The 16,533-nt window shown below is 70.4% G+C and carries 12 protein-coding genes; 7 read left to right on the plus strand and 5 right to left on the minus strand.

Going from position 1 to position 16,533, the window contains the following annotated elements; all coding sequences use genetic code 11:
• Positions 1–125: 125 nt before the first annotated feature.
• The 7 genes from ABEA34_RS08115 to ABEA34_RS08145 are packed head-to-tail and all read left to right on the plus strand — an operon-like array spanning position 126 to position 8,828.
• Positions 126–377 (plus strand): hypothetical protein, encoded by a 252-nt coding sequence (locus ABEA34_RS08115; RefSeq protein ID WP_345520738.1) that lies wholly within the window; start codon positions 126–128, stop codon positions 375–377.
• Positions 374–2,515, plus strand: a complete 2,142-nt coding sequence (locus tag ABEA34_RS08120; protein ID WP_345520739.1) for a glycosyltransferase — start codon at positions 374–376, stop codon at positions 2,513–2,515. Before ABEA34_RS08115 ends, ABEA34_RS08120 begins: the two co-directional genes overlap by 4 nt.
• Positions 2,512–4,236, plus strand: coding sequence for a hypothetical protein (locus tag ABEA34_RS08125; protein WP_345520740.1), 1,725 nt, complete (start codon positions 2,512–2,514; stop codon positions 4,234–4,236). Before ABEA34_RS08120 ends, ABEA34_RS08125 begins: the two co-directional genes overlap by 4 nt.
• Positions 4,236–5,186, plus strand: a complete 951-nt coding sequence (locus tag ABEA34_RS08130; protein ID WP_345520741.1) for a hypothetical protein — start codon at positions 4,236–4,238, stop codon at positions 5,184–5,186. The genes ABEA34_RS08125 and ABEA34_RS08130 overlap by 1 nt, the downstream gene beginning before the upstream one ends.
• A complete protein-coding gene (locus tag ABEA34_RS08135; protein ID WP_345520742.1) occupies positions 5,183–6,331 on the plus strand; it encodes a hypothetical protein in 1,149 nt (382 codons plus the stop codon). Before ABEA34_RS08130 ends, ABEA34_RS08135 begins: the two co-directional genes overlap by 4 nt.
• Positions 6,331–7,788 (plus strand): substrate-binding domain-containing protein, encoded by a 1,458-nt coding sequence (locus ABEA34_RS08140; protein ID WP_345520743.1) that lies wholly within the window; start codon positions 6,331–6,333, stop codon positions 7,786–7,788. Before ABEA34_RS08135 ends, ABEA34_RS08140 begins: the two co-directional genes overlap by 1 nt.
• On the plus strand, positions 7,785–8,828 hold the full coding sequence (locus ABEA34_RS08145; RefSeq protein ID WP_345520744.1) for a hypothetical protein: 1,044 nt from the start codon (positions 7,785–7,787) through the stop codon (positions 8,826–8,828). The genes ABEA34_RS08140 and ABEA34_RS08145 overlap by 4 nt, the downstream gene beginning before the upstream one ends.
• On the opposite strand, the gene ABEA34_RS08150 is transcribed toward ABEA34_RS08145, so the two are convergent.
• From ABEA34_RS08150 to ABEA34_RS08170, 5 genes are all read right to left on the minus strand, one after another.
• Positions 8,825–9,706 (minus strand): NUDIX domain-containing protein, encoded by an 882-nt coding sequence (locus ABEA34_RS08150; RefSeq protein ID WP_345520745.1) that lies wholly within the window; start codon positions 9,704–9,706, stop codon positions 8,825–8,827. The genes ABEA34_RS08145 and ABEA34_RS08150 overlap by 4 nt on opposite strands.
• A gap of 10 nt (positions 9,707–9,716) precedes the next feature.
• Positions 9,717–10,952 carry a geranylgeranyl reductase family protein gene (locus ABEA34_RS08155; protein ID WP_345520746.1) on the minus strand — a complete coding sequence of 412 codons (1,236 nt, stop codon included), beginning with the start codon at positions 10,950–10,952 and terminating at the stop codon, positions 9,717–9,719.
• Between the two features lie 12 nt (positions 10,953–10,964).
• Complete coding sequence (locus ABEA34_RS08160; RefSeq protein WP_345520747.1) at positions 10,965–11,999, minus strand: hypothetical protein; 1,035 nt, start codon at positions 11,997–11,999, stop codon at positions 10,965–10,967.
• A 14-nt stretch (positions 12,000–12,013) separates the two neighbouring features.
• Positions 12,014–12,490 carry a DUF4232 domain-containing protein gene (locus ABEA34_RS08165; RefSeq protein WP_345520748.1) on the minus strand — a complete coding sequence of 159 codons (477 nt, stop codon included), beginning with the start codon at positions 12,488–12,490 and terminating at the stop codon, positions 12,014–12,016.
• Between the two features lie 121 nt (positions 12,491–12,611).
• Positions 12,612–16,499 (minus strand): DNA-directed RNA polymerase subunit beta', encoded by a 3,888-nt coding sequence (locus ABEA34_RS08170; protein WP_345520749.1) that lies wholly within the window; start codon positions 16,497–16,499, stop codon positions 12,612–12,614.
• Positions 16,500–16,533 lie beyond the last annotated feature (34 nt).

Raw genomic sequence — 16,533 nt, forward strand, 5'->3', positions numbered from 1 at the left:
TTTCCACACTGTTACCCCATTGTGGATCGCACGTTGACGCTCCGACGATCCCGCCCCATTAGCCTTTTTTCAGCTGGGGGGAACGCGTCTCGGGTCGCATCGCGACTACGCAAGGGGATCTAACGATGAACGTGCACGCCGGTCAGGCGCGCCACGAGCGCATGTCGACGGGGGCCGCCGTCGTGCGCGTCCTGGTGACCTTGGCGCTCTTCTTCCTGGTCTTCATCCCGTTCCTCATCGCCCCGTTGCTGGCCCTCGGCGCCGGCTTCCTCGTCTACTTCGTCTGGCGCTCGCGCGGCAGTCGACCGAGCCGCCCGGTCACGCCCGGCTCGACGACCGCCCCGTCCGCCTCGGGATTCGGAGCCGGAACGTCATGACCACCACCACTTCTGCCGCACCCACCCGGGCGCGACTGGGCGACGGCGTGTCCGCCGACCTCGGCCGACTGCTGCCCGAGGGCATCTGCCGCACCTTCCGGGTGATCCCGTACGCCGTCATGGACGGCGTCGTGCTCGTCGCCGCCACCGACGTCGACGACGTGATCACGCAGCAGGTCGTCGCCGAGCGCATCGACCGTCAGGTCCAGCTGGTCCGGCACACCGGCAACGAGGTCACCGAGGCCATCGACTCGATCTACCCGCCCCTGGAGGGCCAGATCGAGACCGCCGAGGAGCGACGGGCCCGGGTGCAGCTGTCCCGGATGCTCACCAGCAGCGGCCTGGTGACCAACGAGCAGCTCCAGCTCGGCATGCTCGAGTACTCGCGGACGGGAGACCCGCTGGGCGACATCCTGGTCGCCCACGAGGCGATCTCGGAGGACGTCCTGGTCGCGGCCCTGTCCGAGCTCCACCAGATGCAGCGGGTCGGCCTCGCCGACTTCGTCCCGGACCTCGAGGTCGCCCGTCGCCTGCCCGAGCACCTCGCGCAGCGGCTGCAGGCGGTCCCGGTCGCGGCGACCGAGGACCTGGTGCTGCTCGCGACGGCGCGGCCGCTCGACCCCGAGCAGACGCTCGACGTCGAGGAGGCCCTCGGCTCGCCCTTCCGTCAGCTGCTGGCCAACCGCACCGAGCTCGACCAGCTGATCCAGCGGGTGCACAGCGAGCACTACGCCCACATCTCGACCGTCTCGCTGATGGAGTCGCAGCCCGAGGCATCGGCCCACGTCGTCTTCACCGGCAACCAGAAGGCGGTGAGCGTCTGCGTCGGGATCGCCGTCCTGCTCAGCGCCATCGTCTGGCCGATGGCGACCCTCGTCGGCGTGGTCGCCGTCTGCTCGCTGATCTACCTGCTGGTGTCCTGCTACAAGTTCCAGCTCACCTTCCGGGCCCTCGGCACGCACCTCGAGACCGACATCACCGACGAGCAGATCGCCGCGCTCGACGACCGGACGCTCCCGATGTACACGATCCTGGTGCCGCTCTACAAGGAGGCCGGGATCGTCCGCCGCCTCGTGCGCGGCATCAACGAGCTCGACTGGCCGCGCACCCGTCTCGACGTGAAGCTGCTGTGCGAGGAGGACGACCTCGAGACCGTGGCGATGATCAAGTCGCTGAACCTGCCGCCGCACTTCCACCTCGTCGTCGTGCCGGACAGCCAGCCGAAGACCAAGCCCAAGGCCTGCAACTACGGCCTCCAGCTCGCGACCGGCACCTTCTGCGTCATCTTCGACGCCGAGGACCGCCCGGACCCCGACGAGCTGAAGAAGGCGTACCTCGCCTTCCAGACGGTCGCCTCCAACGTCGCGTGCATCCAGGCGAAGCTCAACCACTTCAACCAGGACCAGAACCTGCTGACCGCCTGGTTCGCCAACGAGTACTCGATGCACTTCGAGCTGGTGCTGCCGGCGATGGGTGCCGCCGGCTCGCCGATCCCGCTCGGCGGGACCTCCAACCACTTCATCACCTCGGTGCTCCGCGAGCTCGGCGCGTGGGACCCGTTCAACGTGACCGAGGACGCCGACCTGGGCATCCGCCTCCACCGCCAGGGCTACCGCACGGCGATGATCGACGCGACGACGCTCGAGGAGGCCAACTCCAGCGTGCCCAACTGGATCCGCCAGCGCAGCCGGTGGATCAAGGGCTACTTCCAGACCTGGCTCGTGCACATGCGCAGCCCCGGCACGCTCGCCCGGGAGACCGGCTTCCGCGGCTTCGTCAGCTTCAACCTGACGATGGGCAACGCGTTCGTCCTGCTGATGAACCCCATCTTCTGGAGCCTGTCGACGATCTACCTGCTGACCCAGGCCGGGTTCATCCAGCAGATGTTCCCCGGCTTCGTCTTCTACGCGGCGAGCGCGTTGCTCTTCGTCGGCAACTTCGTGTTCGTCTACCTCAACGTCGCGGGCAGCCTGCAGCGCGGCGAGTTCGGCATCACCCGGACCGCCCTGCTCTCGCCGCTCTACTGGGGCCTGATGAGCTGGGCCGCCTGGAAGGGCGCCATCCAGCTCTTCACCAACCCCTTCTACTGGGAGAAGACCGAGCACGGTCTCGACGACGGTGAGGGTGACGAGCTGTGAGCACCACGCCCGAGAAGACGCTCGCCGCACCCGACGCCGCGTCGGACGCCGACAAGGCGGCCGCCCACATCCTGGCCTCGCGCCAGCGCAAGGCCTCGCTGGTCCAGTCGATCCACCAGCGGACACCCGACATCAGCCGGCGCACGTGGGAGAGCGCCGCGGTCTTCGCGGGCTTCACCGGGTTCTACATCTGGTTCGGCTACTGGATGGTCGTCAAGATGCACGTCATCGGCTTCGAGACCCTCGACCGTCTCAACCGGGCCCTGATGATCTGGCACAACAACCCGGCCAAGCTCTCCGCCCTCGGCTTCGACTACCCGCCGCTGGCCACCCTGCTGGTGTCGCCGCTGGCGATCTTCCCGGCGGTCACGTCCTCGCTCATCGCGGTCCCGATCGCCTCGGCGGTGTTCGCCGGGCTGACGATGCTGGCGCTCAACACCATGATGCGCCGCGCCCAGCTGATCGCCCCGCTGCGGTACGCCGCCCTGATCGCGCTCGGCGCCAACCCGCTCTTCCTGCTCTACGCCTCCGGCGGCGCCCGCCAGTTCATCTGGATCTCCTTCGTGGTCGTCGCCATGGGCGCGGTCATGGCCTGGTACATCACGGCCGACGTCCGGTTCGTGATGCTCGCGGGCCTGGCGTTCTCGGTCGCCGCGCTCTCCGGCTACGGCAGCCTGCTGTGGTTCGTGCTCACCGCGATGATGATCGGCGCGATCCTGGCCAAGCTCGGCGCCGACGGCAGCGAGGTCGAGGGCACGACCGTCGGGTTCGCGGTCCCGACGGCGTACGTCATCGCGCTGTGGACGGTCTTCAACCTGATCCTGCTGGCCAAGCCGTTCTACTGGATCACCGCCGCCAGCGACACCGGCGGTGGCGACCCCGGGACCTTCACGGGGGTGGAGCTGCTCCAGGACACCGCATCCCTGGTGCTCTACGGCGCCCCGATCGCGATCGTGGTGCTGCCCGTGCTGATCTTCGTCGGCATCGCGCGCAACAACCCGCTGGCCCTCTGGCTCGGCGTCCTGCTCGGCGCCGCCATCGTCTCGCCGGCGCTGTCCGTCGCGCTGAAGCTGACGGACTCGCCGATGCAGATGCGCAACGCGCTGCCGATCCTGCTCTTCTCCGTCATCGGCGCCGTCTGGATCGCCCGCTCGGCCGAGTCCAACAACATGATCGTCAGCATCGCGCTGATCGTGCTGCTGCTCGTGAGCATCCCGTGGACCTTCCAGGCGATGAAGAGCTACCGCTACCAGAACCTCGAGTCCAACTTCGCCGCCGCGATCTCCACCCGCGACTCGCAGGAGGGCGCCAAGACCCTCAGCGGGTCCATCGTCGGCGACCGCGACGAGCAGGCGACCGCGGAGTACATCACGGCCAACATCACCGATCAGAACTCGATCCTCACCGACAACTCGCAGACGTACGCCGTGATGCTGCTGACCGGGCGTCCCGACCTGTTCGTCGACCGGGTCGACGAGAGCGACGGGCCGTGGAAGGCCATCGCCCGCGACCCCGCACTGCACGTCAACTACATGCTGATCTTCACGGGCGGCAACGACCTGCTGTCGCAGATGTACCCCAACGCGGCGGACGGCTCCGACCCACGGCTCCCGGTGATCTACCGGACCGACCGCTACGTCCTGCTCGGCGTCCCGCCCAACTTCGATCCCGACGGCGGCACCACGGCCAACCAGACCAGCTCGGAAGGGGCAGCTCAGTGATGGACCAGAAGGTCACCCCGATCCTGCCGCCGCCGAGCGTGGACGACCTGCTCGCGCTCAGCGCCGAGGCCCGTCTCGGCCAGGTCGACTTCGCCAGCCGGCTGGTGGCGGCCCCTTCCAACGACGCTCCCCTGGCCACCGTGACCTCGGTCGACGACCGTCGCCGTGCCGTCGCCGTCGAGCCCGAGCCCGTGGTCGAGACCGAGCCTGCGGCCGTGGTCGAGCCGGAACCGGAGCCGGAGGCGGTCGTGGAGCCGGAGCCGGCACCGACGCCCGCCAAGCCCGCGCCCCGCAGCCGGCCGAAGCCGGCCGCGAAGGCCACGCCCAAGGCCGCTGCGGCCAAGCCGGCCGCGCGCAAGCCCGCTGCGAGCCGCCGCAAGCCGGTCCCCGAGGCCACGGCCGCGGAGCCGATGACCGAGGGCACCGTCGACGCCGTCATCGCCGGGGCCATGGGCACCGATCACCGCGACGAGCTCGTGGAGGACGCCGTCCTCGCCGACGCCGCGCCGACGCTGCGCTTCTCGACCGAGCCGGCCCCGTCGCCGCGCCGCATCGCCCGGGCCCTCCCGGTCGTCCCCGAGCAGGCACCCGACGACGCCTACCTCGGCGGCAGCGTGCAGGAGGTCGTGGACGCGGCGATCGAGCGACTGCGGGACGCGGAGAACGCGGCCCTCCAGCACGTCGCCGCCCTCGAGACCGAGGCCGCTCGCCGCGCGGAGCTGCTGACCGCCCAGGCGGAGCTCGACGCCGAGCTGATCCGGATCACCGCACGCCGTGAGGCGCACGCGATCATCAGCGCCGCCCGCAGCCAGGCCGGCCTCGGCGGCCAGTCGCCGCGGGAGAGCCGTCAGCTCGCCGAGATCAGCGACGCCGTCTCCCGGTTGGCCGAGTCGATCGAGTCCACCCTGGCTCCGCGGCATCCCTTCTCGACCCAGGGGGACCAGGCATGAGCGCCCGGCTCCGCAGCACCGGTGCCGCCGTCGTGCTCGCGTCGATCGCTGCGCTCGCCCTCGCCGGGTGCGGCGGCAAGGACGCCGGCTCGACGGACAAGCCGGATCTCGAGGTCCTGGTCAACCCGACCGACTCCGCCGCGGGTGTCGCCGTGCCGGAGCGCCGGTTCTTCGCCGCCGACTCGCCGTGGAACACGCGGATCGACGGCGCGGGCGTCGACGACCGGTCGTCGCGGATGATCAGCCAGGCGCGCGAGCGCGTCGGCGTGGTCCAGCGGACCGGGTCGGACAAGCTCGACACCCAGCGCCGCATCGTCAACGCGGGCGTCTACATCAACACCGAGCGCTGGACGACCGCCGTGGTCGCCGGCGGCAAGCCCACCAAGCTGGTGTGCCGCCAGCTCGTCTGCGGCGACGGCGCCGAGACCACAGTCCTCAGCATCCCGTCCGACGTCGATCCCGACCCCCGCTTCGACGGCTGGTTCACGGTGTTCGACGTCAGCAAGCCGATCGCGTACGACCTGTGGCGGGCCCGTCGCGAGGACGACGGCACCATCTCCTACAACTTCATGCGGCAGTGGGACACCGACGGTCCCGGCTTCCAGGCGCCCCAGAAGGTGAGCGCCCGCGGATCCGGGCTGCCGTTGTTCGCCGGCCTGATCCGTCCCAAGGAGCTCCAGGCGGGACTGATCAACCACGCGCTCGCGATCAGCGTGCCGGGACCGGCGCAGGGCGTCTTCGTGCAGCCCGCGTCGTCGACCGACGGCAACGGCCGGATCACCTCGTTGCCCGAGGGAGCCCGGATCCGGCTCAAGGCCGGCGTCCAGCTCGCGCGGCCCACCGACCCGAAGACGGGCAAGCCGATCCCGATGACGCCGCAGCAGCAGCGCATGTCGGACGCGATCGTCGCAGCGCTGCGGACGTACGGCGCGATCGTGGTCGACCGGGCCGCGGTCCCGACGCTGTACGCGCAGCGCGACGTCACCTCCGACATGATCGCCGGCAACGAGCTCGGTGGGCTGCACCTCGACGACTTCGAGGTCGTCAAGCTCGGCCAGCGCTACCGGTTCACCCCGGGCGGCCAGTCCGCACCCACGACCACCACCAGCCCGTCCGCCGCGGCAACGAGCACGGAGGACAACTGATGGCCACCCACCGGAGGACCGGCCGCGCGGCCGCGCTCGCCCTGGCCCTGTCCGGCGCGCTGCTGCTGGCGGCGTGCTCGCAGGAGGACCCCCAGGACGCGAGTGACCTCGTCGCCAACGCCCAGGCTCAGGACTACGCGGCCCAGCAGGCCTCGCAGCGCCAGATCGCCAAGGCCAACAAGGCGCTCCCGGACCGTCCCGCGGGCCAGCTCGACATCGACGGGACGACCACGTTCACCCTGACCAACGACGAGGTCGGCCGCTACAACGCGACCGGCACGTCGTCCACGATCAACGTCGGCAACCACACCCAGGACGAGGCGTTCCAGGAGCTGTGCGCGGGCAAGATCGACCTCGTCAACTCGGAGCGACGGATCACCCGTAGCGAGTGGGAGGCCTGCCAGGCCGTCGGGCTCGACGTCGTCCAGTTCCAGATCGCGTCCGACGGCATCGTCGTCGCGGTCAAGTCGGAGTCCGACGTGGGCGGCGACTGCCTCAGCACCGACCAGGTCCAGGAGGTCTGGCGTGCCGGGTCGCCGATCACGAACTGGAAGCAGCTGGGCCTCGACGACATCCCGATGGCGGTCGGCGGGCCGTCCTCCACCGGGTTCCCGGTGGAGTTCTCCGAGTTCGGCAAGACCGTCCTGGGCTCGCCCTCCCCCAGCCAGACCGACCTGAGGTCCGACTACTACAGCTACGACCGCTTCTCCCAAGCCCGCACGTTCCTCAACGGCGGCACCCGGCGCGCCAAGCTCGCCCAGGCCTACCCCGACCGCGCCCGCCAGCTGGGGCTCCGCAAGTCCGAGCTGATCTCGTCCCGGCAGGTACTCGTCGACGCCCAGGACGAGCTGCGCACGGCCAAGGCCGAGCGGGCCAAGGGCATCCGGGACAAGCGCACCCCCGCGGCCCAGGCCAAGGACATCGCCCGCGTCAGCGCGGCCCAGGTCGCCGTCGACAAGGCGACCGACGACGTCCGGGCGGCGAAGACCCGGTACGCCGCGGCCAAGCACTCCGCGGACACCGCCGCCTCGGCTCGCCGCGCGGTCGAGCGCAGCGTGGGGCACGTGATCTACGCACGGTTCAGCTCCTACGAGCTCTTCGAGGAGGAGCTGCGGCCCTTCGAGATCACCCTGCCCGACGGGCACCGCAACTGCGTCTTCCCCAGCCAGACCACGATCGCGAGCGGTGTCTACCCGCTCTCGACCCAGGTCCTGATGACCACGACGACGCGGTCGCTGGAGCGCAAGGAGGTCCAGGGCTTCCTCAAGGACTACCTGACCTCCGCGCAGTCCGCCGCCAAGGACGCCGCCATGATCAGCCTCACGGACGCGACGATCCAGGCCGAGCTCAACTGGGTCGACGGCAGCACCCAGCCCGAGCTCGTGGTGCCCGACCCGGACGAGACCGAGCCCGCGGACCCGGACGAGACGGCAGAGCCGGGCGCGCCGGCACGATGACCACCCCGCCTCGTCGCCACCTCGGCCTCGGCCTGCTGCTCGTCCTGAGCCTGCTGGCCGGTCTCGGCACGCCGTCGTACGGCGAGCCGGGCTCGACCGCCCGGGTCGCGGCGAGGAAGGCGGTCCAGCAGGACAAGCGCATCGTCGTCAGCTGGAAGGGCGAGAGGAAGCGCCGGGTCTACCAGAAGAGCGCCAGCGTGCCGGGCATCGGGCAGGTCGACCTGGTCTGCCGGCCCAAGAGCACCCAGATCCGGATCCGGCCCAACAGCCGGGCGCCGGAGACCCAGCTGTGGATGGCCAAGTTCGAGCAGAAGAACGGCCGTGACGTCGTCGCGGTCAAGAACGTCCGCGTGTACACCTACGCCACCGCGGCCGACAACGGGCGAGGCGGGACCGGCCCCAAGGCGCACGAGGGGCTCAACCAGAAGTCGCCGATCGAGGACTTCCGCAAGGGCAACGCCTACGGGCTGATCAGCCAGCGTCCGGGCCGCAACCTCGACGGCGGGGGCGCGTTGGCGACGCCGGCGACGTCCTTCCAGCTGACCTGGTGGTGGGAGCGGTTCGCCTACCCCGGTCACCAGTACTGCAACATGGCCCTCACCCTGCACACCGACACGACGCGCCAGTTCGGACTCTCGTGGCACGGCACCGACGAGGGACTGCGGCAGACGACGAGCACCACGACGATCCCCGGCCTCGGCGACGCGATCGTGACCTGCGAGCCCGGCAGCAACGCCAACGACCAGACGGTGGCGTTCCGGCCGACCGGAGCCAAAGCCGCGACGTCGTTCCTCGACTACGAGTACATCCAGGGCGAGGGCGACGTCGACGACCACGTCGACCACGTCGACGACCTCGACCACGACCCCGTCACCGGCCTGCTCGGTCCGGTCGACCTCCCCCGCAACGGCATGATGCGGCTCTGGGTGTCGATCGGCGGCGTCAAGAAGGCCTACGTGCTGTCGTCCAACTACGTCGTCAACAACGACGCGAAGCCTGGCGTCAACGCGTGCGAGGTGGCGGCGACCCCACTGCCCTAGGTCGTGGGACTCCGGAGCGCCTCGCGCACCAGGTCCAGGACGGGCACCGCACCGGACTCGATGTCCGTGACCGGCACCCAGGCGACCGCGTCGGTGGTGCCGTCGACCTCGGTGAGCACCGGCTCCGCAGCGTCGTCGACGACGACGTCGAAGGCCAGTGCGACGGCGTGGAAGTCCTCGTAGCGACCCGACGGCGCCGTACCGCTGAAGTGGTCGTCGTGCACCGCGACCAGCTCGCCGACGGAGCCGTCGAGGCCGCACTCCTCCCGCAGCTCGCGGAGCACGGCGCTGCGCGGCGACTCGCCGTGGTCGACGCCACCGCCGGGCAGGGTCCAGGAGCCCGTGTGGAAGCCGCGAGCGGAGATCCGGGTGAGGAGGACCGCGCCGTCACGACGGACCAGGGCGTAGGCGCCGAGGCGCTGGTGCCGGAACGGTCGGTGGTCGGCGAGCGCCTCGAGCACCATGGGGACGACCGGCACGCTGCCGTCGAGCACGTCGGCCACCGACTGCCAGGCCGCGGCCATCGTCGAGCCGCCGACCTCCAAGACCTGCGGCGGCGGGGCGTCCGGCGACACCCAGCCCTCGTAGACGATCCGCAGCGCATGGGCGTCCACCCGGCGGCCGTCGCGCCACACGCCGGGCAGGTGGGCGGAGTAGACCCGGGCCGTCTCGCCGACGACGGCGTCCAGCCCGGTCTCCTCGTGGATCTCGCGCACCACCGCGTCGCGGGGGTCCTCACCGTGGTCGAGGCCGCCGCCGGGCAGCGTCCACAGCTCGTCCGGGGTGACGGTCGGAGCGAGCCTGCTCAGCAGCATCGCACCGTCGCGCAGGATCACGGCGTACGCCGCGACGCGCTGGCGCTTCGGCAACCCGCTCATCGGCCGGCCATCATTGGAAGGGCGGCCGGTGGTCACGGGCGAGGGAGCGACGGCCGGCCCAGCGCCAGACCCGGGCCGCGCGGTCGCGGTCCTCGTCGGTGACCAGGTTGCCCATCCACCGCAGCGCGAGCGTCATCAGCCAGTCGGAGCGCATGCCGACCGGACCGAGCGCCGGCAGCAGGTGCGGGACGGTGACCAGGCCCGCGAGCCGGCGAGCGATCGAGAAGGACTCGCCGTAGTGGTCGCGGAGCAGGGCCGGCCAGGCCCGCGCCAGGTCGTCGCGCTCGCTCATCATCTCGGCGACGAGCCGACCGGTCTCGAGGCCGTAGTCGATGCCCTCGCCGTTGAGCGGGTTCACGCACGCGGCGGCGTCGCCGACCAGCGCCCAGTTGGGGCCGGCGACGTTCGAGACGGCGCCCCCCATCGGCAGCAACGCCGAGGTGGGCATCCGCAGCTCGTCACCGAGCTGGAACTCCTCACGCAGCTCGCTGGCGTAGTGCGCCATCAGCGGCTTGACCGCGAGGTCGGCGGGTCGCTTGGCGGTGGCCAGGGTGCCGACGCCGAGGTTCACCTCGCCCGTCCCCAGCGGGAAGATCCAGCCGTAGCCGGACAGGATCTTCCCCTCCTCGTTGCGCAGCTCGAGGTGCGAGCTGATCCACGGGTCGTCGGACATCCCGGAGGCGACGTACGAGCGGCCGGCGACGCCGTACACGGTCTCGCGGTGCCACTCGCGCCCGAGCACCTTGCCGAGCGGGGAGCGGACGCCGTCGGCGACGACGAGCCGGTTGCACCGGATCTCCACCGGGCCGGCGTCGGTCCGGAAGACCACGGCCGACACCCGGTCGCCGTCGCGCCGGACGTCGACCGCCCGGTGCCCCTCCACGGCGGTCACGCCGGACTTGATGGCGGTGGTGCGCAGGTGGTCGTCGAGCTCGGTGCGGGCGACGGCCGAGCCCCAGTCCGGGAGGGTGCCGCCCGGCCAGGGCAGCAGCAGCGTCTGGCCGAAGCCGTGTGCCCGGAGCCCCTGGTTGACGGTGTGCGCGCGCAGCCAGTCCTCGAGCCCGAGGCGGCTGAGCTCACCGATCGCGCGCGGGGTGAGCCCGTCGCCGCAGGTCTTGTCGCGGGGGAAGACCGCCGCGTCGGCGAGCACCACCTCGGCGCCTCCGCGCGCCGCCCACGCTGCTGCCGCCGACCCGGCCGGGCCGGCGCCGACGACGAGGACGTCGGTCTGGGTCGGGGTGCTCACGCTCCGATTGTCTCAGCGCAGCACCGAGTGGGTCACGCTGGGTCGCCGCGCGCCGAGGAAGAAGATCCCGGGCAGCCCGCGCGTCTCGAAGCCCTCGCTCAGGTTGTACCTGAGGGTGGACCACCGGATCCGCATCGTGCCGGTGCGGTCGTTGCTGACGAAGAACACCGCACCGCCTCCCTCGAGGGCACTGTTCTGCTCCACCAGGGTGCCGGCGAGGTCGAGGCGGAAGCGGTTGCCGTCGAGGTAGATCGCGCCGCCGCTGCCACCTCCGGGCGTGCCATCGCGCGCCGGGTTGGCACCGTGCCCGGTCGCCCGGTTGCCGACGAAGGTGCTGTTGAGGACCGTCCAGGAGACCCCGATGCTGCTCAGCGCCCCGCCGTTGCTGCACCGGCCGCCCCGGAACGTGCTGCCGACGACGTACGCCGGTAGGTCGCGGTGCTGGTCCAGCACGCGCACCGCCGCTCCCCCGACGTCGGGTCCCCGCCGGTCGCAGCGGTTGCCGAGGAACGTCGAGTCGACGATCTTCAGGCGGCCGCCGCGCACGAAGATCGCGCCACCGCCACCGCCGTCGTACCGCTGCCCCGTCGCGTTGCCGTGCGCGAGGGTCAGGTGCTGGACCACCAGCTGCGGCGTCGCCTGGTCGTCGCAGTGCGACGTGGTCCAGTGCTGCCGCCGATCGCAGGTGTCCTGGTAGAGGATCCGCCGCTTGCCGCCGCCGTCGAGGGTGACCAGGCCGCCACCGTCGATCACCACCCGGCGCGAGTCGTTGACGACCTTCGCGGTCTGCTTCATGCGGATCGTCACCGGCGCCGGCCCGCAGTCGAAGGTGATGACGCCGCCCTGCCTCACGGCCCGCACCACGGCGGCCGACGTGCAGCTCGCGCGGGTGCCCCGGCCCACCACCCGGTCGGGGTGCGAGGTGTCGACCGCGCGGCCGTCCCGCGGGACCGGCACGGGTCGCACCCCGCGCTCGCCGGCGTACGACGGTGCGGCCGGCGTCAGCAGGGTGACGGCGAGCAGGGCGGCGAGGACGACCCGAGTCATCCGTCGAGGCTAGTTCATGGCCGCCGGTAGGCCCGGTGTGCCAGCAGGTGCACGCGGCTGTTGCGGCAGCCCGTCGTGGGGTGCGGCACGAACTGCGCGCGGGTCTCGTCCGGCAGGTAGACCCGGAACCCGTCCACGTGGGCCCGGCGGCAGCGCCCGGCGTACGGGCCCCACGACGTCTCGACGACCGCGCTCACCACTCGCTGGCCCGGTCGGACCAGGAGGGTGCGGACCCGGCTGGACGTCCGCGTCGCGGCGGCACCGACCTGGGTGCCGTCTCCGCCGCCGACGTACGACAGCCCGCCGTACCCATGGATCGTGCACGCCTGGTCCGACGTGTTCCGCAGCACGATCCGTCCGTAGCGGTGGCTGGTCGCGGCGTCGCCGCCGCGGTAGGACGCCGTCAGCTGGGCGTTGGTGCAGGTCGGCGGCTGCGCCTGCGCGGGGGCGCCGGTCGCGGTCAGCAGACCGGCCAGCAGGAGTGCGCTCATCAGCATTCTCTTCATGGGGGTGGGACGCGCACCGGTGCTCCCGGGTTGTCGAGCCGCCGCACATCGACCCCGAAATGGCAGAGGCCCCACCACCCGCAGGGTGATGGGGCCTCTGGACGACTCAGTTCTGGTAGGACCCGAAGTCGAAGTCATCCAGCGCGACGGCCTGGCCGCCATTGCCGAACTCGTAGTCGTAGGAGTCGTAACCGGTGACGGAGTACGCCGCGGCGCGGGCCTCCTCGGTGGGCTCCACCCGGATGTTGCGGTACCGCTCGAGGCCGGTACCAGCCGGGATCAGCTTGCCGATGATCACGTTCTCCTTCAGACCGCGCAGCGAGTCCGAGCGACCGTGGATCGCCGCGTCGGTGAGGACGCGGGTGGTCTCCTGGAAGGAGGCCGCCGAGAGCCACGACTCGGTCGCCAGCGAGGCCTTGGTGATGCCCATGAGCACCGGGCGACCCGAGGCCGGCTTGCCGCCCTCGGAGACGACCCGACGGTTCTCCTCCTCGAACCGGCCACGGTCGACCAGGTCGGAGGGAAGGAGCACGGTCTCGCCCGACTCGATCACCGTGACCCGGCGCAGCATCTGCCGGACGATGATCTCGATGTGCTTGTCGTGGATCGCCACGCCCTGGCTGCGGTAGACGGCCTGGACCTCGTCCACCAGGTGCTCCTGAGCCCGACGGACACCGAGGATCCGCAGGACGTCCTGCGGGTCCGGCGTACCGACGGTGAGCATCTGGCCGACCTCGATGTGCTCGCCGTCCGCGACCAGCAGACGCGACCGCTTCGAGACCGGGTACTCCTGGACCTCGGAGCCGTCGTCCGGCGTGATCAGGATCTTCCGGGTCTTGTCGGTCTCGTCGATCTCCACGCGGCCGGCGGCCTCGGCGATCGGCGAACGACCCTTGGGCGAGCGGGCCTCGAAGAGCTCGACCACGCGGGGCAGACCCTGCGTGATGTCGTCGGCCGAGGCCACACCACCGGTGTGGAAGGTACGCATGGTCAGCTGCGTGCCGGGCTCACCGATCGACTGGGCCGCGATGATGCCGACGGCCTCGCCGATGTCGACGAGCTTGCCGGTGGCCAGCGATCGGCCGTAGCACTTCGCGCAGGTGCCGGTCTTGGCGTCACAGGTCAGCACGGAGCGGACCTTGACCTCCTCGATGCCGGCAGCGACCAGCTCGCCGATCTTGACGTCGCCCAGGTCCTCGCCCGCGACGGCGAGGACATCGCCGGTCTTCGGGTGGGTGACCTCGGTGGCCGCCGACCGGGCGTACGCCGCGGTCTCGGCGTTCTCCGCCTTGACCACGCTGCCGTCCTCGAGCCGCTCACCGATCCGCTTGGGCAGACCGCGCTCGGTGCCACAGTCGTCCTCACGGATGATGACGTCCTGCGACACGTCCACCAGACGACGCGTCAGGTAGCCCGAGTCGGCGGTCCGCAGAGCGGTGTCCGCCAGACCCTTGCGGGCACCGTGCGTCGCGATGAAGTACTCGAGGACGGTCAGGCCCTCACGGAAGTTGGACTTGATCGGGCGCGGGATGATCTCGCCCTTCGGGTTGGCCACGAGACCACGCATGGCCGCGACCTGCCGGATCTGGTTCATGTTTCCGGAGGCACCCGACTCGACCATCATGTAGATCGGGTTGGCGCGGTCGAAGGTGAGCTCCATCGCCTTGCCGACGTCGGCCGCGGCCTGGGTCCAGATCTCGATGAGCTCCTGACGGCGCTCCTCGTCGGTGACCAGACCACGCTCGAACTGGGACTGCACCTTGGCGGCCTGGGCCTCGAAGACCGACAGGATCTCGGCCTTCTCCGGCGGCGTCGTGACGTCGTCGATGGAGACCGTGACACCCGAGAAGGTGGCCCAGCGGAAGCCGGTGTCCTTCAGGGCGTCCAGCGAGGCGGCGACCTCGACCTTGGTGTAGCGCTCGGCCAGGTCGTTGACGATCGCGCCGAGGGCCTTCTTGCCGACCTCGTAGTTCACGTACGGGTAGTCCGCCGGCAGGGTCTCGTTGAAGATCGCCCGTCCGAGGGTGGTCTCCAGCGTGATCTGCTCGCCGGGGGCGAGCGGCTCGAGGCCGAGCTCCATCGGCGGGACGATGTCGTTGAACCGGATCTTCACGTTGCTCTGCAGCGCGATCTCGCCCCGGTCGAAGGCCATGATGGCCTCGGCCTGGGACGCGAACGCCCGACCGTCGCCGGGGGTGTTGTCCCGGTCGGTGGTCAGGAAGAACAGGCCGATGATCATGTCCTGGGTAGGCATGGTCACCGGACGGCCGTCCGACGGCTTCAGGATGTTGTTGGTCGAGAGCATCAGGATCCGGGCCTCGGCCTGCGCCTCGGCCGACAGCGGCAGGTGCACCGCCATCTGGTCACCGTCGAAGTCGGCGTTGAACGCCGAGCAGACGAGCGGGTGGATCTGGATGGCCTTGCCCTCGATCAGCTGGGGCTCGAAGGCCTGGATGCCGAGGCGGTGCAGCGTGGGTGCGCGGTTGAGCAGCACCGGGTGCTCGGTGATGACCTCTTCGAGGACGTCCCACACCACGGCGTACCGGGCACCGGACGTCGCCCGCTCGACCATCCGCTTGGCGGACTTGATGTTCTGCGCGTGCGACAGGTCGACGAGGCGCTTCATCACGAACGGCTTGAAGAGCTCGAGCGCCATCTGCTTGGGCAGACCGCACTGGTGCAGCTTGAGCTGCGGACCCGACACGATGACCGAACGGCCCGAGTAGTCGACGCGCTTGCCGAGCAGGTTCTGCCGGAAGCGACCCTGCTTGCCCTTGAGCATGTCGGAGAGCGACTTGAGCGGGCGGTTGCCCGGCCCGGTGACCGGGCGACCACGGCGGCCGTTGTCGAACAGCGAGTCGACGGCCTCCTGCAGCATCCGCTTCTCGTTGTTGACGATGATCTCGGGCGCGCCGAGGTCGAGCAGCCGCTTGAGGCGGTTGTTGCGGTTGATCACGCGGCGGTACAGGTCGTTGAGGTCGGAGGTCGCGAAGCGGCCACCGTCCAGCTGCACCATCGGACGCAGGTCCGGCGGGATGACCGGCACGGCGTCCAGGACCATGCCCTGGGGCTTGTTGCCGGTCTTGCGGAAGGCGTCGACGACCTTGAGGCGCTTGAGGGCGCGGACCTTGCGCTGGCCCTTGCCGGTGGCGATGGTCTCGCGCAGCGACTCGACCTCGGCCTCGGTGTCGAAGTCCTGGAGGCGCTTCTGGATCGCCGTGGCGCCCATGTAGCCCTCGAAGTACTTGCCGAACCAGTTCTTCATCTCGCGGTAGAGCATCTCGTCGCCCATGAGGTCCTGGACCTTGAGGCTCTTGAACGTGTCCCACACCTCGTTGAGGCGGTCGATCTCGCGCTGGGCACGGTCACGGAGCTGCTTCATCTCGCGCTCGGCGCCGTCCTTGACCTTGCGGCGCTGGTCGGCCTTGGCACCCTCCGCCTCCAGGGCGGCGAGGTCCTCCTCGAGCTTCTTCGCGCGGTCCTCGACGGCCGAGTCGCGGCGCTTCTCGAGCCGCTCGCGCTCCAGCCCGACCTTGCCCTCGAGCGAGGACAGGTCCTTGTGGCGCGCGTCCTCGTCGACCGAGGTGATCATGTAGGCCGCGAAGTAGATGACCTTCTCGAGGTCCTTCGGGGCCAGGTCGAGCAGGTAGCCGAGCCGGCTCGGGACACCCTTGAAGTACCAGATGTGGGTGACCGGTGCGGCGAGCTCGATGTGGCCCATCCGCTCACGACGCACCTTCGACCGGGTGACCTCGACGCCACACCGCTCGCAGATGATGCCCTTGAAGCGCACGCGCTTGTACTTGCCGCAGTAGCACTCCCAGTCCCGGGTGGGACCGAAGATCTTCTCGCAGAAGAGGCCGTCACGCTCAGGCTTGAGCGTGCGGTAGTTGATCGTCTCCGGCTTCTTGACCTCGCCGTGGCTCCACGTACGGATGTCATCCGCAGTGGCCAGGCCGATCCGAAGCTGGTCGAAGAAGTTCACATCAAGCACGATGGCTGTTGTCCTTCGTTAGTACTGGTGGTCG

Origin of the sequence: Nocardioides conyzicola (assembly GCF_039543825.1) — a bacterium.
Classification (GTDB): Bacteria; Actinomycetota; Actinomycetes; order Propionibacteriales; family Nocardioidaceae; genus Nocardioides; species Nocardioides conyzicola.